The organism is Sphingobium sp. 22B (genome assembly GCF_001580035.1).
Classification (GTDB): domain Bacteria; phylum Pseudomonadota; class Alphaproteobacteria; order Sphingomonadales; family Sphingomonadaceae; genus Sphingobium; species Sphingobium fuliginis.
This window is the reverse complement of the sequence record NZ_LTAB01000008.1, coordinates 129,027-150,778: the sequence shown is the minus strand read 5'-3', so window position 1 is coordinate 150,778 and position 21,752 is coordinate 129,027. Positions and strand designations below refer to the sequence as shown.

Sequence of the window (21,752 nt, the reverse complement as noted above, 5' to 3'; positions counted from 1 at the left end):
TGCCTTTGCGGGTGTTGTAATATAATAATTGCACTGAGCAATATTATTGCAATGCACAAAAGGAGGCAGGATGAGCGACCGGATCGATTCGGACGCCGGAATGGAAGGGGCGGGGCGTAATCTGCCGCCGCTTCGGCTGCATGTGCCGGAGCCGAAATTCAGGCCGGGCGACACCGCCGATTTCAGCGATTTCGACATTCCGCCCGCGGGTGCGCAGCCAAGGCCGGACGAGACCGCGCAGCCGGGCGACATGCGCGACCTTGCCTATGGGCTGGTCCGGGTGCTGGACGAGGAAGGGGCGGCGGTCGGCCCCTGGGATCCGAAGCTGCCGCCCGAAACGCTGCTGAAGATGCTGCGGGCCATGGCGCTGACCCGGGCGTTCGACGCGCGCATGTTCCGCGCGCAGCGGCAGGGCAAGACCAGCTTCTACATGAAGTCGACGGGTGAGGAAGCCGTGTCGATCGGCGCCGCGGCTGCACTGGCCAGCGATGACATGTGCTTCCCCAGCTATCGCCAGCAGGGGATATTGATCGCGCGTGGCTGGCCCATCGTCGACATGATGAACCAGATCTATTCGAACAAGGGCGACAGGCTGAAGGGGCGCCAGCTTCCCATCATGTATTCAGCGCGGGAGGCGGGGTTCTTCTCCATTTCCGGCAACCTCACGACCCAATATCCGCAGGCCGTGGGCTGGGCCATGGCCAGCGCGGCGCGGGGCGACACGCGGATCGCGGCGACCTGGTGCGGGGAAGGGTCCACGGCGGAGGGCGACTTCCATTCGGCCTGCACCTTTGCCAGCGTCTATCGCGCGCCCGTGATCATGAATGTCGTGAACAACCAGTGGGCGATCAGCAGCTTTTCGGGCTTTGCGGGAGCCGAAGCGACGACCTTCGCGGCGCGGGCCATCGGCTATGGCATTGCCGGCCTCAGGGTCGACGGCAACGATGCGCTGGCGGTCTATGCCGCGACGCGCTGGGCCGCCGACAGGGCACGGGCCAATGCGGGCCCGACCCTGATCGAACATTTCACCTATCGGGTCGAAGGGCACAGCACGTCGGACGATCCCAGCGCCTATCGTTCCGCCGACGAGGCGAGCCACTGGCCGCTGGGCGACCCCATCGCACGGCTGCGGAAACATTGCATCGCGCTCGGCATCTGGGACGAGGAGCGGCATGCGGCGATGGACAGGGAACTGGCCGAAACGGTCCGCGACGCGGCGCGGGAAGCGGAGAAGAACGGCATCCTCGGCCACGGCCTGCACCACCCGATGGAATCGATGTTCGAGGATGTGTTCGAGGAAATGCCCTGGCACCTGCGCGAGCAGCAGCAGCAGATGCTCGACGAATGGAAGGCAGCCGGCCTGTGAGCGACATGATGAGCGAAGCGGTTACGGAAACCCACGGCGATACGGTGCAGATGAACATGATCCAGGCGATCAACAGCGCTCTGGACGTGATGATGGAGCGCGACCCCGACGTCGTCGTGATGGGCGAGGATGTCGGCTATTTCGGCGGCGTCTTCCGCGCAACGGCGGGCTTGCAGCAGAAATATGGCAAGAATCGCGTGTTCGATACGCCGATCACCGAATGCGGCATTATCGGCGTCGCGGTTGGCATGGGCGCCTATGGCCTGAGGCCAGTGCCGGAAATCCAGTTTGCCGACTATATCTATCCCGCGCTGGACCAGCTTGTGTCGGAAGCGGCGCGGCTCCGCTACCGATCGGCGGGGGAGTTCATCTCGCCCATGACGGTGCGCTCGCCCTTTGGCGGCGGCATATTCGGCGGGCAGACGCACAGCCAGTCGCCCGAAGGCATCTTCACCCATGTGTCGGGCGTGAAGACGGTGATCCCGTCGACGCCCTATGACGCCAAGGGCCTGTTGATCGCGGCCATAGAGGATAATGATCCCACGATCTTCTTCGAACCCAAGCGCATCTACAACGGGCCGTTCAACGGCCATTACGACGCGCCGGCCAAGAGCTGGGCGGGACATGCGCAGGCGCAGGTGCCAACGGGCTATTATCGCATAAGCCTGGGCGAGGCGCGGGTGGCGCGGGCGGGCGAGGCGCTGACCATAATCTGCTATGGCACGATGGTTCATGTGGTCGAGAATATGGTTGCCGAAATGGGCGTGGATGCGGAAATCCTCGACCTGCGCACGCTGGTGCCGCTGGACATCCAGGCGATCGAGCGGTCGGTGCGGAAAACCGGGCGTTGCCTGATCGTGCATGAAGCCACGCGGACAAGCGGCTTTGGCGCGGAGTTGATGGCGCAGGTGCAGGAGCGGTGCTTCTACCATCTCGAAGCGCCGATCGAGCGCGTCACCGGTTTCGACACGCCTTATCCGCACAGTCTGGAATGGGCCTATTTCCCCGGCCCGGTGCGAATTCGCGAGGCCATCAACAAGATTTTGAAGGATTGAGGGGCTGTCATGGCGCTTTTTACGTTCAGGTTGCCGGACATCGGTGAAGGCATTGCGGAAGCGGAGATCGTCGGCTGGCATGTGAAGGTCGGCGACCGGGTCGAGGAAGACCAGCCGATCGCCGACATGATGACCGACAAGGCGACGGTGGAAATGGAATCGCCGGTTGCCGGCACGGTGGTCCGGCTGGCCGGGGAGCCGGGACAGCAGATCGCCATCGGTTCCATGTTGGTGGAGATCGAGACGGAAGGAGAAGGCGAAGCGTCTGCTCCCAACGTCGAGGCAGCTCCGCCGCCCGCGATCACGGCGCCCCTGCCTGAAGCGGGGGGGGAGGGCGGCGAGCGGGGCGATCCTGCCCCAGCCGTTGCTGAGGAAAGGCCGGCCGCGCCCATGCCCTCCGCTAACCTCTCCCAGCAGGGGAGGACGGCTGCGAAGGCCGATGTGCTGGCTTCGCCCGCCGTTCGGGCCCGCGCCAGGGAACTGGGCATCGACCTTTCCCAGGTGAAGCCGGGCGGCGATCATATCCGCCATTCCGATCTCGACGCCTTTCTCCTTTACGGATCGGGGCAGGGCTATCGGCCGGCCGGGCGCTCAGGAAGGCGCGCCGACGAGGAGGTCAAGGTCATCGGCCTGCGCCGCCGCATCGCGGAGAACATGGCGGCCTCCAAACGCGCCATCCCGCATTTCTCCTATGTGGAGGAGATCGACGTCACCGCGCTGGAGGAAACCCGCGAGCAACTGAATGCCCATCGCGGCGACAAGCCGAAGCTCACCCTGCTGCCGCTGCTGATCGTGGCGATCTGCCGCGCCCTGCCCGAATTTCCCATGCTGAACGCGCGCTATGACGATGAGGCGGGCGTGGTGACGCGCTACGGCGCCGTGCATATGGGGATCGCGACCCAGACCGACGCTGGGCTGATGGTGCCGGTGATCCGCGATGCGCAGGACCGCAATGTCTGGCAGCTCGCGGCGGAGATAAAAAGGCTGGCCGACGCGGCCCGCACGGGCAAGGCGAAGTCGGAGGAACTGTCCGGCTCGACGCTGACCCTCACCTCGCTGGGGCCGCTGGGCGGGGTGGCGACGACGCCGGTCATCAACCGGCCGGAAGTGGCGATCATCGGACCGAATCGCATTATCGAGCGGCCGGTCTTCCGGGGCCGTGAAGTAGTGCCCGCCAAGCTCATGAACCTGTCGATCAGTTGCGACCATCGGGTAGTCGACGGTTGGGACGCGGCGAGCTTCGTCCAGGCGGTGCGGAAGTTGCTGGAAACGCCTGTCCTGCTGTTCGCGGATTAGGCTATTGGTGGTGGTGAGGGATGGCGGAACGCGGCCTTCTCCGTGCTGCCGGCCCCCTTATCGGCCGTTATCCGCCAGCACGTCCACGCTCGTCTTGCCGTCGGCCGCTTGCGTGAACAGGAGCAGGAAGGCGCTGCCGTCATCCTTGCGCGAGCCGCCCAGTACATGGTCGCCGCCCATAACCTTGTGTTCGGCATCGAAACCCGCGCGGCGCGCCTGGGTATAGTAGAAGTCCATCACGCTCTGCCATGGAACAGGGGTCACGAATGTCGCCGCGCGCAGCGTGCATCCGTCCTTTTCCGCACCCGCCGCTTCCGTCAGCTGCGCGCCCGGATAGACGGTGAACGGTTCCGGCAGACGGCTGGCCCATTGCGCACCATGGATGAGTCGCTCGCGGCAGAAGGCGTTGCCGCCCGGCTTCTTCTGCTCGCTGGCGACGGCGGCGAGCGACGATTCGGATTCCTTCGCCTCCCCTTCGGCCGGCGCAGGCGTGGCGAGCAGCGTGCCGCCGGCGAGCTTGACGGATGCCGCCAGCGCAGCCGCGGCTTCGCCCTTCAGCGCAGGGAGTTTGGCGGTACGCTGCGGCTGGCCGGCGAGCCGCGGATCGACCACGATCTGGTTGGCGAGCGCGTCCACCGCATTATTGGTGAGCTGGGCGTCGAGCGCGTTCAGATCATCCTCCTTCTTGCCGCAACCCGCCAGCGGCAGGGCGACAAGCATCGCCAGAACATAGAAAGACCGCACAGGCGCCATGGCTTCACTCCTTCGTAAACAGGGGATGAAGAGCAAAGGTTAATTTTCCGTTAGGGATATTGGTGAATCCGGAAATTCGATCTTGGGGCGGGCCAGTCTCTGCCAACTGGCCCGGCCGTCCGCCTTGCCCTGGGCTTGCCGACACGCCATTTGTGCAACCATGCTCAATATCCTGTCAGCTCTGATCGGCCTCGTCACCCTGATCCTGATGATCCCGGCGGTCTTTCCGCTGCTGGGAGCGCTCAACTGGCTGCTGGTGCCGGTCGCGCTGCTGGGCGCCTTTGTCGGCATGTTCTCGACCAGAAATGGCGGGCGCAATTTCTGTCTGGTCGTGGCGGCCTTCGGTGCGCTGCGGCTGTTCCTGGGCGGAGGCATCCTCTGAATTCCTCCCCGCCATCGGAACAGGCGGCCCGCCGCGGCCTCATCGCGGCGGTGGCCGCCTACTGCGCCTGGGGGCTGCTGCCGATCTATTTCAAGCTGCTGCATCATGTGAATGCGGTGGAGATCGTCAGCCAGCGCGTGCTCTGGTCGCTGCTGTTGATCCTGGCGCTATTGCTGATGCGGCGCAACCTTGTCGAGTTGGTTACGATATTGCGCGACCGGCGGCTTCTTTCGGCCCTCGCCGCATCGGCCGTCCTGATCGGCATGAACTGGCTGACCTATGTCTGGGCGGTGAACGCCGGGCATGTGCTCGCCGCCAGCCTGGGCTATTTCCTCAATCCGCTGGTCACCGTCGGGCTGGGCGTGCTGCTGCTCCACGAAAGACTGCGACGAGGGCAGTTGGCGGCGGTGGGAATAGCCGCGGTCGGCGTCGCCATCATGGCGGCGACCGCCCTCACGACGCTTTGGATCAGCGTGGCGCTGGCGCTGACCTTCGCCTTTTACGCGCTGATCCGGAAATTGACGCCGGTGGCGCCGATGGTGGGGCTGGGTGTCGAGACATTGCTGTTGATGCCGCCGGCCATGGCCTATCTGTTCTGGCTGTCGGGGCATGGCGGCGTCGGCTTCGGGCAGGACATGCCGACCACCATCCTGCTGATCGCCGCCGGCGCGGTAACGACAGCGCCGCTGCTGCTGTTCGCGACCGCCGCCCACCGGCTGCCCATGGCGACGCTCGGCCTGCTGCAATATCTGGCGCCTTCCCTGCAGTTCCTGTGCGGCATATTGCTGTTCGGGGAAAAGCTGACGGCGGGCCAGATGGCGAGCTTTGCGCTGATCTGGCTCAGCCTCATCCTGTTCGCGGCGGACGGCCTGACCGCTGCCCGCCGCAATCGCCTGGCTACGGTTTAGGCGAACTCGGTCGCCTCGAACCGGACAGGCTCGCCCACCGCCTGGTTGGCCAGTGCGTCCTCCCACATCACGCGATGCCCGCGGATGATGGTGCCGATGGCCTTGCCCGTCAGTTCCATGCCCCCGAAGGGCGACCAGCCGCAGCGCGAAGCCAGCCAGTCGCTGCCGATGGTCCAGCGCTTCTTCAGGTCCACCACGGTGAAGTCGGCATCATAGCCTAGGGCGATGCGGCCCTTGCCCACCAGGCCGAAGACGCGCTGGGGTCCGGAGGAGGTCAGTTCGATGAAGCGGCGCAGCGACAGCCGCCCCTCCGCCACATGGTTGAGCAGCAGCGGGACCAGCGTCTGGACGCCGGGCATGCCGCTGGGCGAGCCGGGATAGGGTTTCGCCTTCTCCTCGATCGTGTGGGGGGCATGGTCGCTGCCCAGCACGTCGGGCACGCCCTGGTTCAGCCAGTGCCACAGACCGTCGCGATGCGCGCCGGACCGGATCGGCGGGTTCATCTGCGCATAGGTGCCAAGGCGGGGATAGGCGTCCTCCGCCGCCAGGGTCAGATGCTGGGGCGTCACCTCGCAGGTCGCTATGTCCTTGTGACGGGCGATATATTCCAGTTCGGCGGGCGTCGTCACATGCAGGATATGGATGCGGCGGCGGGCCTTGCGGGCAAGGTCGATGATCCGCTTCGTCGCGATCATCGCGCTTTCATCGTCGCGCCAGACGGGGTGGGAGGACGGGTCGCCCTCCACGCGATGATCCTTGCGGGCGTTCATCCGCGCCTCATCCTCGGCATGGATGGCGACGCGGCGGGTGCCGCTGGCCAGCACGCGCGACAGGGCGTCGTCATCGTCGACCAGCAGGCTGCCGGTCGAGGCGCCCATGAAGATCTTGACCCCCGATGTGCCGGGAATCCGCTCCAGTTCCTTCAACCGCTCGGCATTGTCGGCGGTGGCGCCGACATAGAAGGCATGGTCGCACCACATGCGGTGATGGGCGCGCTTCAGCTTGTCGTGCACGCGATCGGCGGTGTCGGTATTGGGGTTGGTGTTCGGCATTTCGAACACGGCGGTGACGCCGCCCAGCACCGCGGCGCGGCTGCCCGATTCCAGGTCTTCCTTATGCTCCAGCCCCGGTTCGCGAAAATGGACCTGGCTGTCGATGCAGCCGGGCAGCACGTCCAGGCCGGTGCAGTCGATCGCCTCTCCCGCGTCGCCCAGCGCCGTGCCGATGGCGACGATCCTGCCGCCGCGCACGCCCACATCCACGCTTTCCGCCCCGCCGGGGGTGTGCACGGTGCCGTTCTTGAGGAGAAGGTCGAAAGTCATGTCGGTCTCGCCAGCTTGGGGGTGGGCTTGGATATGATGGGCGATTGTCCTACCTAAAGCCGATGACCGGCACCACCCTTACCGACCGCGCTCTCCTCAGAATTTCCGGCGAGGAGGCGAAAAGCTTCCTTCAGGGCCTGCTCACCCGCGATGTGCTGGGGCTGAAGGAGGGCGAACCGCGCTGGACCGCGCTGCTGACGCCACAGGGCAAGGCGCTGTTCGACTTCATCCTGTGGGCGGATGGCGAGGATGTGCTGATCGATTGCGAGGCGAGTCAGGCGGAAGGCTTGGCGAAGCGTCTGACGATTTACCGGCTGCGGCGCAAGGTCGCCATTGCGCGGGCCGATGAACTGGCGGTTCATTGGGCGCTGGAGGCTTCCGGCAAGCCTTTCGACCCACGTTTGTCGCAACTCGGCCATCGCTGGATCGCGCCGCCGGATGAGGGCGATGCTTCGGCGGCATTTCGGGCGCACCGGCTGTCGCTCGGCATATTCGAGGGGGTGGGCGAACTGGGACAGGACCAGATCCTATGGCTGGAAACCAATGCCGGCGAACTGGGCGGGGTCGATTATGACAAGGGATGCTATGTCGGGCAGGAAAACACCGCCCGCATGCATTATCGCAACAAGGTGAACCGGCGCCTGGTCGCGGTGCCGCTGGCGCAGGCTGACGAGAAACGGCAGAAGGCCGCGCTGGCCGATCTTGGCCTCTCCATCGAATTGCGGCGGGTGGAGGATGTCGATCCCGCGTTCCTGCCCGGCTGGCTCGCCGGCGCCGTGGCGGACCAGACCGCCGGATGAAGCGCGCGCTTTTCGCGCTGCTGGGCGCGTGGCTGCTCATCGTTCCCGCTCAGGCGGAAACGCGCTGGACGCTCGTCCGAAGCTATCCGCACGATCCCGGCGCCTTTACCGAGGGGCTCTTCTACCATGACGGCGCCCTGTACGAGAGCACGGGTCTGGAAGGCGAGTCGGAGATTCGGAAGGTCGATCCCAAAAGCGGCAAGGTGCTGAACCGCCGGATCGTTCCCCGCCCTTATTTCGGGGAAGGCATCGTCAACTGGAAGGATCGGCTGATCAGCCTGACCTGGCGGCATCGGCAGGGTTTCGTCTGGAAGCTCGATGATCTTTCGCCGGTTTCCCAGTTCCGTTATGAAGGGGAAGGCTGGGGGCTGACGCAGGATGGGCGCAGCCTCATCATGAGTGACGGCACCGCGCAATTGCGGTTCCTGGACCCCGAAGGGCTGACCGAAGAGCGCCGGATCACGGTGACATGGAACGGCCGCCCGGTGGAGCGGCTCAATGAACTGGAATATGTGAAGGGCGAGATCTGGGCCAATATCTGGTACGACACCCATATCGTCCGGATCGATCCGCGCACGGGCGCGGTGATAGACTGGCTCGACATCGCGCCGCTCCTGAAGGCGAGCGGCGCGAAGGACAGCGAGGCGGTGGCGAACGGCATCGCCTATGACGCGAAGGCCGACCGGCTGTTCGTGACAGGCAAGAACTGGGCCAGGCTGTTCGAGATCAGGATGGGGAAATGAATTGGATGGCGGGCGCTTTTACATAGGCGCGGTAAGGCTGCTATGGGAGAGAAGCGGACGTTGGCACTTCTCCTTCCCTTCAGAGGAGGGGCTTAATGGCAGCAATCCACCCGTCCCCGCCTTCAAAATCCCCGCCAGCGTCCCGTTTCCATCCAGGCGAGCAGGCGCTTCAACGGGAGCACCCAGATCCATATCAGGCCCAGAAAGACATAGACCGGCACCTGCACCATCATCGGCAGCCGTCCGATCAGCGCCGACAGGCTGCCCACAAGCACGGCCCAGAGCGCGATCAGGCCCAGGATCACGAACATGCCCACCGGCTTGCGCCAGCTCGGCTTGTAGGCGGGCCGGGGGTCCGTGCTCATGCTTCATATCCTTCGATCAGTTCGACTTCGGTCAGGATCAGGTGCAGCGGCAGATCCCATGGGTCCGCGGGCAGATCGTCATGCTCCTGCACCGACCAGCCGAGGCCGATCCTCAAGGCATCCGGATAGCGGGCGAACACCCGGTCATAATAGCCGCCGCCTTGCCCCAGCCGGTTCATCGCCCGGTCGAAGCCGATCAGCGGCGCGATGATGACGTCGGGGGTAGCCGGATCGCCCACCGGTTCGGGATGGCTGGTGCCGAACAGGCCGGGGAAAAGCTGTTCCTCCGGGTTCCAGCGCACGAAATCCATGCTGCCAAGCCGATCCAGTACGCGGGGCAGGGCCAGTGTCTTGCCCATGGCCTGCAAGGGCGCGGCCAGCCTTTGCGCGGGGGCTTCATCGTCGAGGCCCATATAGAGAGCCACCACCTCAGCGTCCGCCAGCCGATGCGCAAGGGGGGAGGGGACCACCTTGAACGCGAGCCGGTGCGCCAGCGGATCGAGCGAAGCCACGAAGGCGCGTCGCCTCTGCCGGGCGATGGCACGCAGGGTCGCCTTGTCGGTGTCGTCGCTCATCGGGGGCCTTGAATTGCGGGCGGGGGTGACGGGACCGCCTCGGCCGTGTGCTGGAAAATCCTCTGACGCCTCAACGTCAGGTGGGAACCATGTAGATCGGGCCAGAGCCCGCCCAGGGACAGTCCCCGTGGATGTGATTATCGCCTCAGGGATGTTCGCTAAAGCTCGATACCGCGCAGTGCCCGTCGCCTCTCTATTTAGGCCTGAGTAGCGGCGGCGACAAGTCTCTCGCGCAGCTTTTCTATGCGGGTGGCGAGGGATTCGAGCGCGCGGATGGCAGGCTCGTCCTCCGGCTCCAGCGCCAGGGTCTGTTGCCGCCCTATCGCCTCGCGCTTCAGGTCGTTGAGTTCGTCGGCCAGGAACAGCGCGGCGAACAGCAGCGTGCGCACCTCGGTCAGGCCCGGGGTGTTCTGCTGCGCCAGTCGCGCCTTGCGCTCGATCAGGTTGGCGAGATGCGCCAGATGCGCCTCCTCCCCGTCGCGGCAACGCAGGTCATAGACGCGCCCGGCAATGTGCAATGTGGTTTCAGCCACCGACCTGTTCCTTCACATCCTGTCCCTTCAATTCGGTGATGAGACTGTCCAGCGACCGCAGCGCCGTGCGGGCGGCGGCGGCGTCGATGCCTGGGGAGGGGCCGGAGGCGGCCGACACAAGGCCTTCCACATCCTGTTCGAGCCGGTCGATCGCGCGTTCCAGAGCGCGGATCGCCTGCATCATTCGGTCACTTGCCATGCTCCACGCATAGACAAAGTTTTCACCGCGCAAAAGCCGTCATTCGGCGGCTTGGCGCACCCTGGGGGCCACCCGTAGTTGACGCCTTGTCCCTGAGGCGACAAAGGGGGCGCAATTTCGATTCGCTGGCCTTAACAGGGGGCCATAGACAAGCCAGGAAAGACGCCGCTTCGATGACCGTTTCCGAAAAGTCCCTCGCCAACGCCATCCGGGCGCTTTCCATGGACGCGGTGCAGGCCGCGAACAGCGGCCATCCCGGCATGCCGATGGGCATGGCCGACGTCGCCACCGTGCTGTTCAAGGATTATCTGAAGTTCGATCCCAAGGCGCCGAAATGGGCGGACCGCGACCGCTTCGTGCTGTCGGCGGGCCATGGATCGATGCTGATCTACTCGCTGCTGCACCTGACCGGCTATGCGCGTCCGACCATCGAAGACATCGCGAATTTCCGCCAGCTGGGCAGCCCCTGCGCCGGCCATCCGGAGAATTTCGAGCTGGCGGGGGTGGAGGCGACCACCGGGCCGCTGGGTTCCGGCCTTGCCACCGCGGTGGGCATGGCGATTGCCGAGCGGCATCTGAATGCGCAGTTCGGCGACGATCTGGTCGATCACCGCACCTGGGTGCTGGCCGGCGACGGCTGCCTGATGGAGGGCATCAACCATGAGGCCATCGGCCTTGCCGGGCATCTGAACCTGGGCCGCCTGATCGTGCTGTGGGACGATAACAAGATCACCATCGATGGCGCGGTCGACCTTTCGAGCAGCGAGGATGTGCGCGCCCGCTACGCCGCGACCGGCTGGCATGTCGTGTCCTGCGACGGTCATGACATGGCCGATGTGCGCCGCGCCATCGACGAGGCGCTGGCCGATCCGCGCCCCTCGCTGATCGCCTGCGCCACCAAGATCGGTTATGGCGCACCCAACAAGGCGGGCACTTCGGGCGTCCACGGCTCCGCCCTTGGTGAAGCCGAAGTCGCTGCCGCCCGTGAATTCCTTGGCTGGTCGGCCGAACCTTTCGTGATCCCGGAAGACATTGCCGCCGCCTGGCACGCCATCGGCGCAAAGGGCGGCGACGCCCATGTGGCCTGGGCGGATCGTCTTGGTTCCAACGCGCAAAGGGCCGAATTCGAGCGCCGCATGGCCGGCGACCTGCCTGCCGGTTTCTCGCTTGACGCCTATATCGACACGCTGATCGCCAATCCGCAGAAGGTCGCCACCCGCAAGGCGAGCGAACTGACGCTGGGCGCGATCAACGACCTGCTGCCGGAGACGCTGGGCGGCTCGGCGGACCTCACCGGCTCCAACAACACCAAGACCAAGTCGACCGGGCCGCTCACCAAAGACGATTATTCGGGCCGTTACGTCTATTACGGCATTCGCGAGTTCGGCATGGCCTGCGCCATGAACGGCATGGCGCTTCATGGCGGCGTCATTCCCTATGGCGGCACCTTCCTGGTCTTTTCCGACTATATGCGCGCGGGCATCCGTCTGGCGGCGCTCCAGCAGATCCGCGCCATCCATGTGCTGACCCATGACTCCATCGGTCTGGGCGAGGACGGCCCGACCCACCAGCCGATCGAACATGTCATGTCGCTGCGCATGATCCCGAACCTGGACGTCTATCGCCCGGCCGACATTGTGGAGACGGCCGAGTGCTGGGAACTGGCGCTGAAGGATGCCGACGGCCCGTCGGTGCTGGCGCTGACCCGCCAGAACCTGCCGCAGCTTCGCACCGAGAAGGCGGGTGAAAACCTGTCGGCCAAGGGCGCCTATCGCCTGAGGGCGGCCACGGCCGAGCGCAAGGTGGTGCTGGTCGCCACCGGGTCCGAGGTCGAGATCGCCGTCGCCACCGCCGCGCTGCTGGAAGAGCAGGGCATCGGCGCGGACGTCGTCTCCATGCCGAGCTGGGCGCATTTCGATGCGCAGCCGCAGGCGTATAAGGATGATCTCCTTCCGCACCATGTCCTGCGCGCCTCGATTGAGGCAGGCACCCCTTTCGGATGGGAGCGTTATGTCGGCATCGCCGGCCTGCGTTTCGGCATCGACACGTTCGGCGCCTCGGCTCCGGCGGAAGTGCTTTACGATCATTTCGGCCTGACCGCCGCCAAGATCGCGCCGCAGATCGTGGCCGCGCTCGACTGAAATTCAAACCAACCGGGAGACAAGTGCAGTGGCAACGAAGGTAGCAATCAACGGTTTCGGCCGCATCGGTCGTCTGGTCGCCCGTGCGATCCTCTCGCGCACCGACCATGATCTGGAACTGGTGAGCATCAACGACCTGGGCGACGCCAAGTCGAATGCCCTGCTGTTCAAGCGTGATTCCGTGCACGGCAACTGGGCCGGCGAAGTGAGCGTCGACGGCAATTTCCTGGTCATCGACGGCAAGCGTATCGCCGTGACCGCCGAACGCGACCCCGCCAAGCTGCCCCATGCCGCCCAGGGCGTGGACGTCGCGCTGGAGTGCACCGGCATTTTCGCGGACAAGGAAAAGGCCAGCGCGCACCTGACCGCGGGCGCCAAGCGCGTCGTCATCTCTGCTCCCGCCACCGGCGTCGACAAGACCGTGGTTTTCGGCGTCAATCATGAGACGCTGAGCGCCGGCGACGTCGTCATCTCGAATGCGAGCTGCACCACCAACTGCCTCGCGCCGCTGGCGAAGGTCCTGCATGACGCCATCGGCATCGAAAAGGGCTTCATGACCACGATCCACAGCTACACCAACGACCAGAACACGCTGGATCAGCTTCACAAGGACATGCGCCGCGCCCGCGCCGCTGCCCTGTCGATGATCCCGACCACCACCGGCGCCGCTCGCGCTGTCGGGGAGGTGATGCCGGAACTGAAGGGCAAGCTGGACGGTTCGTCGGTGCGCGTGCCGACCCCGAACGTTTCGGTCGTCGACCTGAAGTTCATCGCCAAGCGCGCCACCACCGTCCAGGAAGTCAACGAACTGCTGAAGGCCGCTTCGGAATCCGGCCCGCTGAAGGGCATTCTTGGCTATTCGGAGGAGCCGCTGGTGTCCATCGACTATAATGGCGATCCGCGCAGCTCGACCGTCGACAGCCTGGAAACGGCGGTGATCGACGGCACGCTGGTCCGCGTGCTGAGCTGGTACGACAATGAATGGGGCTTCTCGAACCGCATGATCGACACCACCGGGGTCGTGGCGAAGTTCCTCTAAAAAGACCATCAGCCCCGCCGGACCGTCCGGCGGGGTTTTTCATCACCATCCTTATTTTCGCAGCAGGGAGCGATCATGGCAAAGCCGTTCAAGACACTCGACGACATGGGAGACATCACGGGCAAGGTGGTGCTTGTGCGCGAGGATCTGAACGTGCCGATGCAGGATGGTTCCGTCTCCGACGACACCCGCCTGCGCGCCGCGATGCCCACCGTGCTGGAACTGGCCGATCGGGGCGCCAAGGTTCTGATCCTTGCCCATTTCGGCCGTCCCAGGGGCCAGAAGAACCCCGAATTCTCGCTCTCCAAGATCACTCGCCCGCTGACCGCCGTGCTGGGCCGCGACGTGCAGTTCATCCCCGACTGTCAGGGCGAGGCGGCTGTCGACGGCATCAAGGTGATGCGCAACGGCGACATCGCGATCCTGGAGAACACCCGCTTCCATGCCGGCGAGGAAAAGAACGATCCCGCGCTGGTGGAGGCGATGGCGGCGATTGGCGACCTGTATGTCAACGACGCCTTTTCCGCCGCGCATCGCGCCCATGCCTCGACCGAGGGGCTGGCGCACAAGCTGCCCGCCTTTGCCGGCCGATCGATGGAGAAGGAACTGGATGCGCTGCAGGCCGCGCTGGGCGAACCGGTGAAGCCGGTCGCGGCGGTCGTCGGCGGGGCGAAGGTGTCGACCAAGCTCGACGTGCTCAACAACCTCGTCGCCAAGGTCGATCATCTGATCATCGGCGGCGGCATGGCCAATACCTTCCTGTTCGCGCGCGGCGTGGATGTCGGCAAGTCGCTGTGCGAGAAGGATCTGGCGGGGACCGCGGAGGCGATCTTCGACAAGGCGGAAGCGGCGGGCTGCACCATCCATCTGCCCTATGACGTCGTCGTGGCGAAGGAATTTGCCGCCAACCCGCCCTCCTTGCGCACATGCAACGTGCATGAGGTGGCAGAGGATGAGATGATCCTCGACGTCGGCCCAGCGGCGGTCGAGGCGTTGGGCGATGCGCTTAAGAACTGCCGGACTTTGGTATGGAACGGCCCGCTCGGCGCATTCGAGATCGCGCCCTTCGACAAGGCGACCGTGGCGCTGGCCAAGACCGCGTCGGCGCTCACCAAGGAAGGCGGGCTGACATCCGTCGCGGGTGGCGGCGATACCGTCGCGGCGCTGAACCATGCGGGCGTGGCGGGCGATTTCAGCTTCGTCTCGACCGCTGGCGGTGCGTTCCTGGAGTGGATGGAAGGCAAGGAGCTGCCCGGCGTCAAGGCGCTGATGGCCTGATTCAGATTGCGGCGCGCGCCTTGGAGAGTGGCGCGCTCCGCTCGACCATGGACGCCGTGCAAGGGCGTCCGACCCCTAGACGCGCTGCCGGGAGGGCGGCGCATCCAACCAAGAGGTATGTGCAGATGCAGTTCGAGGACATGAAGGCGAAGATCGAGGGCGGCAACGGCTTCATCGCGGCGCTCGACCAGAGCGGCGGTTCGACGCCCAAGGCGCTGAAGGGCTATGGCATCGAGGAAGACGCCTGGTCCACCGAAGAGGAAATGTTCGGGCTGATCCACGATATGCGCAGCCGCATCATCACCTCGCCGGTCTTTTCGGGCGAGAAGGTGCTGGGCGCGATCCTGTTCGAGCGCACCATGGACGGCGAAGCGGGCGGCAAGTCGGTTCCGCAGGCGCTGATCGAGCGTGGCGTCGTGCCCTTCATCAAGATCGACAAGGGGCTGGAGGATGAAGCGAACGGCGTTCAGTTGATGAAGCCGAACCCCGGCCTCGATACCTTGCTGCACCGCGCCAAGGCGCTGGGCGTGTTCGGCACCAAGGAGCGTTCGGTCATCAACCTCGCCAACCGCGAGGGCATCGCCGCCGTCGTCAGGCAGCAGTTCGAGGTCGGTCGGCAGGTGCTGGCCGCAGGGCTCGTTCCGATCATCGAGCCGGAAGTCAACATCAAGAGCCCGGAACGCGCAGAGGCCGACCAGATCCTGCTGGAGGAAATCCTCAAGAATCTCGACGCGCTGCCGGGCGACGACAAGGTGATGCTGAAGCTGTCGCTGCCGACAAAGGCCGGTCTGTTCGATCCGCTGGTCGACCATCCCCGCGTGCTGCGCGTCGTCGCCTTGTCCGGTGGTTTCTCGCGGTCCGAAGCCTGCGTCGAGCTGGCCAGGAATCGCGGCATCATCGCCAGCTTCAGCCGGGCGCTGCTGAACGACCTGCGCCACCAGATGAGCGACGAGGAGTTCAACGCCTCGCTGGGCGAAGCAATCGACGAGATTCACGGCGCTTCCACCAGCAAGGCGGCCTGATCTGCGGTGACGGTCGTGAGCGCCCGGAAGGCGCTCGCGGCCGGTCTGCCGTGCTCCCGCCTTCGCAGGAGCACGGTTCGGTTCTGACGGGGTGAAACTAGCCTTTCTCCGTCAGCGCCTTCAATATCCGGGCGTCGGCAATTGCCTGCGCGTCATAGTCATTGTTGAAATAGGCCCAGACGGTCCGGCCGTCGCTGCTCTGCGCTTTCATCCATTCGGCCCAGTCCGCCAGCCTTTCACGCGAATAGCCGCCGCGATATTTCCCCGTCGTGCCATGGAAGCGGACATAGGCGGTCGAGCCGACACCCAGCCGGGGACTGGCCGAGCCGGGCATGTCATGCACGCAGAAAGCCGCTCCGTACCGCTCCAGCAACGCAAAAAGTTCATCCACATACCAGCTTGAATGGCGGAATTCGAAGACCGGCACGGGATCGCGCGGCGCGATGCGGAGGAATGCCTCCAGCCTTGGCAGGTCGAGCGAGAAATGCGGCGGGAGTTGATAGAGGACCGGCCCCAGCGTCGGGCCGAAATGCGCGAAGGACTCCATCATCCTCGCCAGCGGTTCCTCGCAATCCTTGAGCTTCTTCATCTGCGTCAGATAGCGGTTCGCCTTGGCCGCATAGCAAAAGCCCCCGGGCGCCTGTTCGCGCCATTTGTCGACGGTTTCCGGCCGGGGCAGGCGATAGAAGCTGTTGTTGATCTCTACCGTGTCGAACTGCTGGGCATAGTAAGCGAACCAGTTTTTCGCCGCCAGCTTCTCCGGATAGAAGCGCCCGCGCCAATCTCGGTAATTCCATCCCGAACATCCGATCCTGATCATGCAGGAGGAACGCGGGTGAGGGCCGATCGGCTCCGCCCTTTTCCAACGCTATCAAAAGCGGCTAAGGCGGGACCCATGACCGAATTTACCGATGAAGAATTGGCTCTCGACCCGAATTTCGCAGCCCGGTTCGACAGCGATGAACGGCGGCCGCCCTGTCAGCTCTACCTGATTTCCCCGCCGGCGATCGATGCGGGCTTTGTCGACAGTCTCGCCGCCGCCTTCGATGGGGGCGATGTCGCGGCGTTCCAATTGCGGTTGAAGGGCGTGGGCGACGACGCAATCGCCCAAGCCGCCGCGCCGCTGCAAAAGCTCTGCGCGGACCGGGATGTCGCGTTCATCATCAACGACAGCATGAGCCTGGCGAAGCGCCTGGGGGCCGACGGCGTTCATCTGGGGCAGGGCGACGGCGATCCTCGCGAGGCGCGCAAGCTGCTCGGTCCTTCGGTGCAGATCGGCGTCACCTGCCATGACAGCCGCCATCTGGCGATGGAAGCCGGGGAAGCAGGGGCGGACTATGTCGCGTTCGGGGCCTTTTACCCCACGACCACCAAGGAAACGATCCATCGCCCCGACCCATCGATCCTGGGCTGGTGGACGGCATTGTTCGAACTGCCCTGCGTGGCGATTGGCGGGATAACCCCCGGCAATGCCGCGCCGCTGGTGAAGGCCGGGGCGGATTTCCTGGCGGTGAGCGGGGCGGTATGGGGCCATTCGGAGGGGCCGCAAGCCGGCGTGGCGGCATTCCGGGCGGTGTTGGCGCAGGAATAACGGTATAAGGCGGCAGGCAGCTTTCCTGCACTTCAGGCGTTTTCCCTTCCACAAATGGGAGAGTATCGCCTTGAAAACCAATCCGCTGATCCTGACGCTGCTCTGTGCGGCCTGCAACATGACGGTGACGGAAGCCAATGAGAGCGCACCGTCGAACCAGGCGACCGGGCAGGCTGCGCGGCCTGCCGGCGATCCCTACGCCTTCACCGTGGTGCCCGAGCCGACAGGCGCGCCTGCGCGGGTGGAATCGGTGCTGCAGGCGCAGGTGGCGCTGGACCGGGCCGGCTTCTCGCCCGGCGTATTGGACGGGAAGGAAGGCATGTCCTTCACCACCGCGCTCAGGGGTTTCCAGGAGGCGAAGGGCCTGCCGACCACCGGGGAATATGATGAGGCGACGGCCAGGGCGCTGCTGGGCGACCGGCCGCAGCCCGCGACCTGGCTGGTGAAGATACCGGCGGATTTCGCCAGGGGACCGTTCTTTGCGGTGCCCAGGGAACTCAACGATCAGGCGAAGCTGCCCGCCCTTGGCTATCGCAACCTGCTGGAGAAGCTGGCCGAACGTTTCCACACCCGGCCGGAGGCGCTGCTCGCGCTCAACCCTCCGAACACGAAGCTCGGCGCGGGAGCCACGATCCGCGTACCTGCCATCGCCAACCAGCCGGTTGCCCGGATCGAAGGCGACGAGCGCGGCTGGGGCGAGACGCTTGCCGGCCTGGGCGTGGCCAAGGAACAGCCGCAGGCCGACCATATCGTCGTGGACAAGTCGGACGGGGTGCTCCGGGCCTATGACGCGCAGAACCGGCTGATCGCGCAATTTCCAGCCACCATGGGGTCGCAGCATGATCCCCTGCCGATCGGAACGTGGGAAATCAAGGGGTTGAGCCGCAATCCCGACTTCCACTATAATCCGGACCTGTTCTGGGATGCGTCCTCCACCGACCAGAAGGCGGTGCTGAAGCCCGGTCCCAACGGCCCGGTCGGCGTGGTGTGGATCGACCTGTCGAAGCCGCATTACGGCATTCACGGCACGCCGGAGCCGCAGACCATTGGCCGGACGGAAAGCCATGGTTGCATCCGGCTCACCAATTGGGACGCGGCGCGGCTCGCCCAGATGGTGAAGTCCGGCGTGAAGGCGGTGTTCCAGCCATGAGGGCGCGCGGTTGGGCCGGCATCGGCCTGGCCGTCCTGATCGGCGCGGCCCTCCTGCGCACCTTCGTGCGGATCGTGCCGGCGGACGCGCCTGAGCCTTCCCGGCCCGCGGCGGCGGAAGCCGGTGCCCTGCTGATCCCGGTCGAGGGCGTGCCGCCCTCCGCGTTGAGCGATACATTCGCCCAGGCGCGGGCGAGCGGCGCGCGCGCCCATGACGCCATCGACATCATGGCGGCGCGGGGCAGGGCGGTGCTGGCGGCGGCGGACGGACGGATCGAAAAGCTGTTCTGGAGCGAGGAAGGCGGGCGCACGATCTATGAACGCTCGCCCGATGGACGGCGCATCTATTATTATGCGCATCTGGACGGCTATGCGCCGGGCCTTGCGGAAGGGCAGGCGGTTCGGCGCGGACAGCGCATCGCGACCGTCGGCAGCACCGGCAATGCCGATCCGGCAGCGCCGCACCTGCACTTCGCGGTGCATGAACTGCGTCCGGGAGAGCCCTGGCATGGCGGGCGGGCGATCAATCCCTATCCCTTGCTGGCGAAACCGCGATAGGCGCCGCCTCTTGCCCTTTCGCCCTCATCCATGTAAGGGCGCGGCCAGCCTCCAGAGGCCGGCTCTTTTCACCTTCAGACATATAGGCAGGCTCTTCCCATGAAGATCAGCGGCGTCGAGATTCGTCCCGGCAACAACATCGAATATGACGGCAGCCTGTGGCGCGCCGTGAAGATCCAGCATACCCAGCCCGGCAAGGGCGGCGCCTATATGCAGGTGGAACTGAAGAACCTGATCGACGGGCGCAAGAACAACGTCCGCTTCCGGTCGGCCGAGACGGTGGAGCGCATCCGCCTCGACACCAAGGATTTCCAATATCTCTATGCAGAGGGCGACATGCTCGTCTTCATGGACACGGAAACCTATGAGCAGATCAACCTGCCGCAGGATCTGGTGGGCGATGCGTCGGCCTTCCTGCAGGACGGCATGATGGTCATGCTGGAAATGTATGAGGAACGCCCGATCTCCGTGCAGCTTCCCGAAACGGTGGAAGCGACCGTGGTGGAAGCCGATGCCGTGGTGAAGGGCCAGACCGCTTCGGCGAGCTACAAGCCCGCCATCCTCGACAATGGCGTGCGCGTCATGGTGCCGCCGCACATCGTCACTGGCACGCGCATCGTCGTCGACGTGTATGAGCGCGAATATGTGAAGCGCGCGGATTGATATTCGATCCCCCTTCCCGCAGGCGGAAGGGGTTTAGGGGGTGGGTGGCGAGCATGAGCGAGCTTCCTGCCCTTTCCCTTTTTAGAGTGCCGCTATTGCGGCATGCCCACCCCCGGTCCCTCCCGTTTGCGGGAGGGGGGAGACAAGAAAAATGGTATCGCACTCGGGCCTTTTGACCGTCATGGAACGCGCCGCGCGCAAGGCTGGCTCCAAGCTGCGCCGCGACTTTGGCGAGGTCGAACATCTGCAGGTGTCCCGAAAGGGGCCGGCGGACTTCGTGTCCAAGGCCGACCAGCAGGCGGAAAAGACGCTGGTCGAGGAATTGCAGAAGGCGCGGCCCGATTGGGGTTTCCTGCTGGAGGAAGGCGGCGAGATCGCGGGCGATCCGGGCAAGCCGCGCTGGATCATCGATCCGCTCGACGGCACCAGCAATTTCCTGCACGGCATCCCGCACTTCGCGATCTCCATCGCGGTCGAGGAGCCGCTCTACGGCGGCAAGCGGGAGGTGACGACCGGCCTCATCTACCAGCCGGTGACCGACGAAAGCTATTGGGCGGAAAAGAGCCGGGGCGCCTGGCGGCATGACCAGCGGCTGCGCGTTTCGGCGCGGCGCGATCTGGGCGACTGCCTGATCGCCACGGGCATCCCCTTCCTGGGGCATGGCGATTTCGCGCAATGGACGCGCATCTTCGGGGCCGTAGGGCCCTCGGTGGCCGGAATCCGGCGCTTCGGCGCGGCCTCGCTGGACCTCGCCCACGTCGCCTCCGGCCGCTATGACGGCTTCTGGGAAAGCGGCCTGCAACCCTGGGACGTGGCGGCAGGCCTGCTGATGGTGCGGGAAGCGGGCGGCTTCGTGTCGGATTTCCGCGGCGGCGACCAGCCGATCGAGCGCAAGGAAGTCATCGCGGGCAATGATGCGATCCACAGCAAATTACATAAGTTGGTGGCTGGAGCGCTGCGCTGACGGCTTGCTTTTGGTAGCGTGATCAGGTCGCCGCCATTGTTGCGAATCATTCTCATGCCTCCGGGCCTTGCTTCGCATATGCAGCGGGCCTAAAGCGCGCCCGTAAATCATTTTCGCCCAGGGGATTCCGTTGGTCGATCTAGCCCAATATCTGCCGATCCTGATCTTTCTCGGGATCGCCTTGCTGCTTTCGAGCGCATTCGTGTTCCTGCCGATGCTGGTGGGGCGCCTGACCGGCGCGCATCAGCCCGATCCGGCCAAGCTCAGCGAATATGAATGCGGCTTTCCTGCGTTCGAAGAACCGCGCAGCCAGTTCGACGTGCGATTCTACCTCGTCGCGATCCTGTTCATCATCTTCGACCTGGAAGCGGCGTTCCTCTACCCCTGGGCGGTCAGCCTCGACCAGATCGGCTGGGCCGGCTGGGCGACGATGATGATCTTCATAGCGGAGCTGGTGCTCGGCCTCGTCTATGCGTGGAAGAAGGGAGCACTCGATTGGGAGTAGAACTTGAGCGGCCCGCGCCCGGCACCTTGTTGCCCGCGGGGACCCAGCCCGACCAGGATTTCTTCAACGCGCTGAACAGCGAGGTCAGTGACAAGGGCTTCCTCGTCACCTCGACGGAGGAACTGTTCCAGTGGGCCCGCACCGGCTCGCTCTGGTGGATGACCTTCGGCCTGGCCTGCTGCGCGGTGGAGATGATCCACGTCAACATGCCCCGTTATGACATGGAACGCTTCGGCGCCGCGCCGCGCGCCTCGCCGCGCCAGTCCGACGTGATGATCGTCGCGGGGACGCTGTGCAACAAGATGGCTCCGGCGTTGCGCAAGGTTTACGACCAGATGTCCAATCCGAAATATGTGATTTCGATGGGCAGCTGCGCGAATGGCGGTGGCTATTATCACTACAGCTATTCGGTCGTGCGTGGCTGCGACCGCATCGTGCCGGTCGACATCTATGTGCCGGGTTGCCCGCCGACAGCGGAAGCCCTGCTTTATGGCGTGATGCAGTTGCAGCGGAAGATCCGCCGCATCGGAACGGTTGAGCGCTGA

25 protein-coding genes are annotated in these 21,752 nt (G+C 65.0%); 18 read left to right on the top strand and 7 right to left on the bottom strand.

Annotated elements, in window-relative coordinates; translation table 11 throughout:
• Window positions 1–70 precede the first annotated feature (70 nt).
• The 3 genes from A0J57_RS09945 to A0J57_RS09935 are packed head-to-tail and all read left to right on the top strand — an operon-like array spanning window position 71 to window position 3,717.
• Entirely contained in the window at window positions 71–1,366 is a 1,296-nt protein-coding gene (locus tag A0J57_RS09945; protein WP_025550933.1) for a 3-methyl-2-oxobutanoate dehydrogenase (2-methylpropanoyl-transferring) subunit alpha, read from the top strand.
• A 50-nt stretch (window positions 1,367–1,416) separates the two neighbouring features.
• Complete coding sequence (locus tag A0J57_RS09940; RefSeq protein WP_025550931.1) at window positions 1,417–2,421, top strand: alpha-ketoacid dehydrogenase subunit beta; 1,005 nt, start codon at window positions 1,417–1,419, stop codon at window positions 2,419–2,421.
• Between the two features lie 9 nt (window positions 2,422–2,430).
• Window positions 2,431–3,717: a dihydrolipoamide acetyltransferase family protein gene (locus tag A0J57_RS09935; RefSeq protein ID WP_061935399.1), complete on the top strand. Its 1,287-nt coding sequence runs from the start codon at window positions 2,431–2,433 to the stop codon at window positions 3,715–3,717.
• A gap of 57 nt (window positions 3,718–3,774) precedes the next feature.
• Here the strand turns inward: A0J57_RS09935 and A0J57_RS09930 are convergent, their stop codons facing one another.
• Window positions 3,775–4,470, bottom strand: a complete 696-nt coding sequence (locus A0J57_RS09930) for a hypothetical protein (protein WP_048575886.1) — start codon at window positions 4,468–4,470, stop codon at window positions 3,775–3,777.
• A gap of 160 nt (window positions 4,471–4,630) precedes the next feature.
• Here A0J57_RS09930 and A0J57_RS09925 point away from each other — a divergent pair, with 160 nt between their 5' ends.
• Window positions 4,631–4,852, top strand: coding sequence for a hypothetical protein (locus tag A0J57_RS09925; RefSeq protein WP_025550926.1), 222 nt, complete (start codon window positions 4,631–4,633; stop codon window positions 4,850–4,852).
• 41 nt (window positions 4,853–4,893) lie between these two features.
• Window positions 4,894–5,760, top strand: coding sequence for an EamA family transporter RarD (gene rarD, locus A0J57_RS09920; protein ID WP_076605722.1), 867 nt, complete (start codon window positions 4,894–4,896; stop codon window positions 5,758–5,760).
• Here the strand turns inward: rarD and A0J57_RS09915 are convergent.
• Window positions 5,757–7,082 (bottom strand): dihydroorotase, encoded by a 1,326-nt coding sequence (locus A0J57_RS09915; RefSeq protein ID WP_061935379.1) that lies wholly within the window; start codon window positions 7,080–7,082, stop codon window positions 5,757–5,759. The two genes, rarD and A0J57_RS09915, sit on opposite strands and share 4 nt — an antisense overlap.
• Window positions 7,083–7,144: 62 nt before the next feature.
• Here A0J57_RS09915 and A0J57_RS09910 point away from each other — a divergent pair, with 62 nt between their 5' ends.
• The gene (locus tag A0J57_RS09910; protein WP_061935377.1) at window positions 7,145–7,882 is read left to right on the top strand and encodes a folate-binding protein YgfZ; all 738 of its coding nucleotides are present in this window, start codon (window positions 7,145–7,147) and stop codon (window positions 7,880–7,882) included.
• On the top strand, window positions 7,879–8,625 hold the full coding sequence (locus A0J57_RS09905) for a glutaminyl-peptide cyclotransferase (RefSeq protein ID WP_061935374.1): 747 nt from the start codon (window positions 7,879–7,881) through the stop codon (window positions 8,623–8,625). Before A0J57_RS09910 ends, A0J57_RS09905 begins: the two co-directional genes overlap by 4 nt.
• A gap of 122 nt (window positions 8,626–8,747) precedes the next feature.
• Here the strand turns inward: A0J57_RS09905 and A0J57_RS09900 are convergent, their stop codons facing one another.
• The 4 genes from A0J57_RS09900 to A0J57_RS09885 all read right to left on the bottom strand — a co-directional run bounded on the left by A0J57_RS09900 (window position 8,748) and on the right by A0J57_RS09885 (window position 10,297).
• Window positions 8,748–8,990, bottom strand: a complete 243-nt coding sequence (locus A0J57_RS09900; protein WP_025552055.1) for a DUF2842 domain-containing protein — start codon at window positions 8,988–8,990, stop codon at window positions 8,748–8,750.
• On the bottom strand, window positions 8,987–9,565 hold the full coding sequence (locus A0J57_RS09895; protein ID WP_025552056.1) for a 5-formyltetrahydrofolate cyclo-ligase: 579 nt from the start codon (window positions 9,563–9,565) through the stop codon (window positions 8,987–8,989). Before A0J57_RS09895 ends, A0J57_RS09900 begins: the two co-directional genes overlap by 4 nt.
• Window positions 9,566–9,762: 197 nt before the next feature.
• The gene (locus tag A0J57_RS09890; RefSeq protein ID WP_061935372.1) at window positions 9,763–10,098 is read right to left on the bottom strand and encodes a cell division protein ZapA; all 336 of its coding nucleotides are present in this window, start codon (window positions 10,096–10,098) and stop codon (window positions 9,763–9,765) included.
• Complete coding sequence (locus tag A0J57_RS09885) at window positions 10,091–10,297, bottom strand: hypothetical protein (protein ID WP_235600832.1); 207 nt, start codon at window positions 10,295–10,297, stop codon at window positions 10,091–10,093. Before A0J57_RS09885 ends, A0J57_RS09890 begins: the two co-directional genes overlap by 8 nt.
• Window positions 10,298–10,470: 173 nt before the next feature.
• On the opposite strand from A0J57_RS09885, the gene tkt reads away from it, so the two are divergent.
• The 4 genes from tkt (at window position 10,471) to A0J57_RS09865 (ending at window position 15,777) form a co-directional block, all read left to right on the top strand.
• Window positions 10,471–12,438, top strand: coding sequence for a transketolase (gene tkt / locus A0J57_RS09880; protein ID WP_061935365.1), 1,968 nt, complete (start codon window positions 10,471–10,473; stop codon window positions 12,436–12,438).
• Window positions 12,439–12,466: 28 nt separating this feature from the next.
• Window positions 12,467–13,477 carry a type I glyceraldehyde-3-phosphate dehydrogenase gene (gene gap / locus A0J57_RS09875; protein ID WP_025552063.1) on the top strand — a complete coding sequence of 337 codons (1,011 nt, stop codon included), beginning with the start codon at window positions 12,467–12,469 and terminating at the stop codon, window positions 13,475–13,477.
• Between the two features lie 75 nt (window positions 13,478–13,552).
• Window positions 13,553–14,755 (top strand): phosphoglycerate kinase, encoded by a 1,203-nt coding sequence (gene pgk / locus A0J57_RS09870; RefSeq protein WP_061935362.1) that lies wholly within the window; start codon window positions 13,553–13,555, stop codon window positions 14,753–14,755.
• 125 nt (window positions 14,756–14,880) lie between these two features.
• Entirely contained in the window at window positions 14,881–15,777 is an 897-nt protein-coding gene (locus tag A0J57_RS09865; RefSeq protein ID WP_061935359.1) for a fructose bisphosphate aldolase, read from the top strand.
• 97 nt (window positions 15,778–15,874) lie between these two features.
• On the opposite strand, the gene A0J57_RS09860 is transcribed toward A0J57_RS09865, so the two are convergent.
• On the bottom strand, window positions 15,875–16,597 hold the full coding sequence (locus A0J57_RS09860; RefSeq protein WP_061935356.1) for a DUF72 domain-containing protein: 723 nt from the start codon (window positions 16,595–16,597) through the stop codon (window positions 15,875–15,877).
• 75 nt (window positions 16,598–16,672) lie between these two features.
• On the opposite strand from A0J57_RS09860, the gene thiE reads away from it, so the two are divergent.
• The 7 genes from thiE (at window position 16,673) to A0J57_RS09825 (ending at window position 21,752) form a co-directional block, all read left to right on the top strand.
• On the top strand, window positions 16,673–17,368 hold the full coding sequence (gene thiE, locus A0J57_RS09855) for a thiamine phosphate synthase (protein ID WP_061935353.1): 696 nt from the start codon (window positions 16,673–16,675) through the stop codon (window positions 17,366–17,368).
• A 70-nt stretch (window positions 17,369–17,438) separates the two neighbouring features.
• On the top strand, window positions 17,439–18,518 hold the full coding sequence (locus A0J57_RS09850) for a L,D-transpeptidase (protein ID WP_061935350.1): 1,080 nt from the start codon (window positions 17,439–17,441) through the stop codon (window positions 18,516–18,518).
• Window positions 18,515–19,075, top strand: a complete 561-nt coding sequence (locus tag A0J57_RS09845) for a M23 family metallopeptidase (protein WP_044662544.1) — start codon at window positions 18,515–18,517, stop codon at window positions 19,073–19,075. The genes A0J57_RS09850 and A0J57_RS09845 overlap by 4 nt, the downstream gene beginning before the upstream one ends.
• A gap of 99 nt (window positions 19,076–19,174) precedes the next feature.
• On the top strand, window positions 19,175–19,738 hold the full coding sequence (gene efp, locus A0J57_RS09840) for an elongation factor P (RefSeq protein ID WP_025549544.1): 564 nt from the start codon (window positions 19,175–19,177) through the stop codon (window positions 19,736–19,738).
• 151 nt (window positions 19,739–19,889) lie between these two features.
• Window positions 19,890–20,702: an inositol monophosphatase family protein gene (locus A0J57_RS09835; RefSeq protein WP_025549543.1), complete on the top strand. Its 813-nt coding sequence runs from the start codon at window positions 19,890–19,892 to the stop codon at window positions 20,700–20,702.
• Between the two features lie 130 nt (window positions 20,703–20,832).
• The gene (locus A0J57_RS09830; RefSeq protein WP_025549542.1) at window positions 20,833–21,207 is read left to right on the top strand and encodes an NADH-quinone oxidoreductase subunit A; all 375 of its coding nucleotides are present in this window, start codon (window positions 20,833–20,835) and stop codon (window positions 21,205–21,207) included.
• Window positions 21,198–21,752: an NADH-quinone oxidoreductase subunit B family protein gene (locus A0J57_RS09825; RefSeq protein ID WP_013847137.1), complete on the top strand. Its 555-nt coding sequence runs from the start codon at window positions 21,198–21,200 to the stop codon at window positions 21,750–21,752. The genes A0J57_RS09830 and A0J57_RS09825 overlap by 10 nt, the downstream gene beginning before the upstream one ends.

Excerpts from the sequence above, each read along its gene's own strand:
- A0J57_RS09945 (WP_025550933.1), top strand. The coding sequence starts at position 71 with ATGAGCGACCGGATCGATTCGGACGCCGGAATGGAAGGGGCGGGGCGT.
- A0J57_RS09940 (WP_025550931.1), top strand. The coding sequence starts at position 1,417 with ATGAACATGATCCAGGCGATCAACAGCGCTCTGGACGTGATGATGGAG.
- A0J57_RS09935 (WP_061935399.1), top strand. The coding sequence starts at position 2,431 with ATGGCGCTTTTTACGTTCAGGTTGCCGGACATCGGTGAAGGCATTGCG.
- A0J57_RS09930 (WP_048575886.1), bottom strand. The coding sequence starts at position 4,470 with ATGGCGCCTGTGCGGTCTTTCTATGTTCTGGCGATGCTTGTCGCCCTG.
- A0J57_RS09925 (WP_025550926.1), top strand. The coding sequence starts at position 4,631 with ATGCTCAATATCCTGTCAGCTCTGATCGGCCTCGTCACCCTGATCCTG.
- A0J57_RS09915 (WP_061935379.1), bottom strand. The coding sequence starts at position 7,082 with ATGACTTTCGACCTTCTCCTCAAGAACGGCACCGTGCACACCCCCGGC.
- A0J57_RS09910 (WP_061935377.1), top strand. The coding sequence starts at position 7,145 with ATGACCGGCACCACCCTTACCGACCGCGCTCTCCTCAGAATTTCCGGC.
- A0J57_RS09905 (WP_061935374.1), top strand. The coding sequence starts at position 7,879 with ATGAAGCGCGCGCTTTTCGCGCTGCTGGGCGCGTGGCTGCTCATCGTT.
- A0J57_RS09900 (WP_025552055.1), bottom strand. The coding sequence starts at position 8,990 with ATGAGCACGGACCCCCGGCCCGCCTACAAGCCGAGCTGGCGCAAGCCG.
- A0J57_RS09895 (WP_025552056.1), bottom strand. The coding sequence starts at position 9,565 with ATGAGCGACGACACCGACAAGGCGACCCTGCGTGCCATCGCCCGGCAG.
- A0J57_RS09885 (WP_235600832.1), bottom strand. The coding sequence starts at position 10,297 with ATGGCAAGTGACCGAATGATGCAGGCGATCCGCGCTCTGGAACGCGCG.
- tkt (WP_061935365.1), top strand. The coding sequence starts at position 10,471 with ATGACCGTTTCCGAAAAGTCCCTCGCCAACGCCATCCGGGCGCTTTCC.
- pgk (WP_061935362.1), top strand. The coding sequence starts at position 13,553 with ATGGCAAAGCCGTTCAAGACACTCGACGACATGGGAGACATCACGGGC.
- A0J57_RS09865 (WP_061935359.1), top strand. The coding sequence starts at position 14,881 with ATGCAGTTCGAGGACATGAAGGCGAAGATCGAGGGCGGCAACGGCTTC.
- A0J57_RS09860 (WP_061935356.1), bottom strand. The coding sequence starts at position 16,597 with ATGATCAGGATCGGATGTTCGGGATGGAATTACCGAGATTGGCGCGGG.
- thiE (WP_061935353.1), top strand. The coding sequence starts at position 16,673 with ATGACCGAATTTACCGATGAAGAATTGGCTCTCGACCCGAATTTCGCA.
- A0J57_RS09845 (WP_044662544.1), top strand. The coding sequence starts at position 18,515 with ATGAGGGCGCGCGGTTGGGCCGGCATCGGCCTGGCCGTCCTGATCGGC.
- efp (WP_025549544.1), top strand. The coding sequence starts at position 19,175 with ATGAAGATCAGCGGCGTCGAGATTCGTCCCGGCAACAACATCGAATAT.
- A0J57_RS09835 (WP_025549543.1), top strand. The coding sequence starts at position 19,890 with ATGGTATCGCACTCGGGCCTTTTGACCGTCATGGAACGCGCCGCGCGC.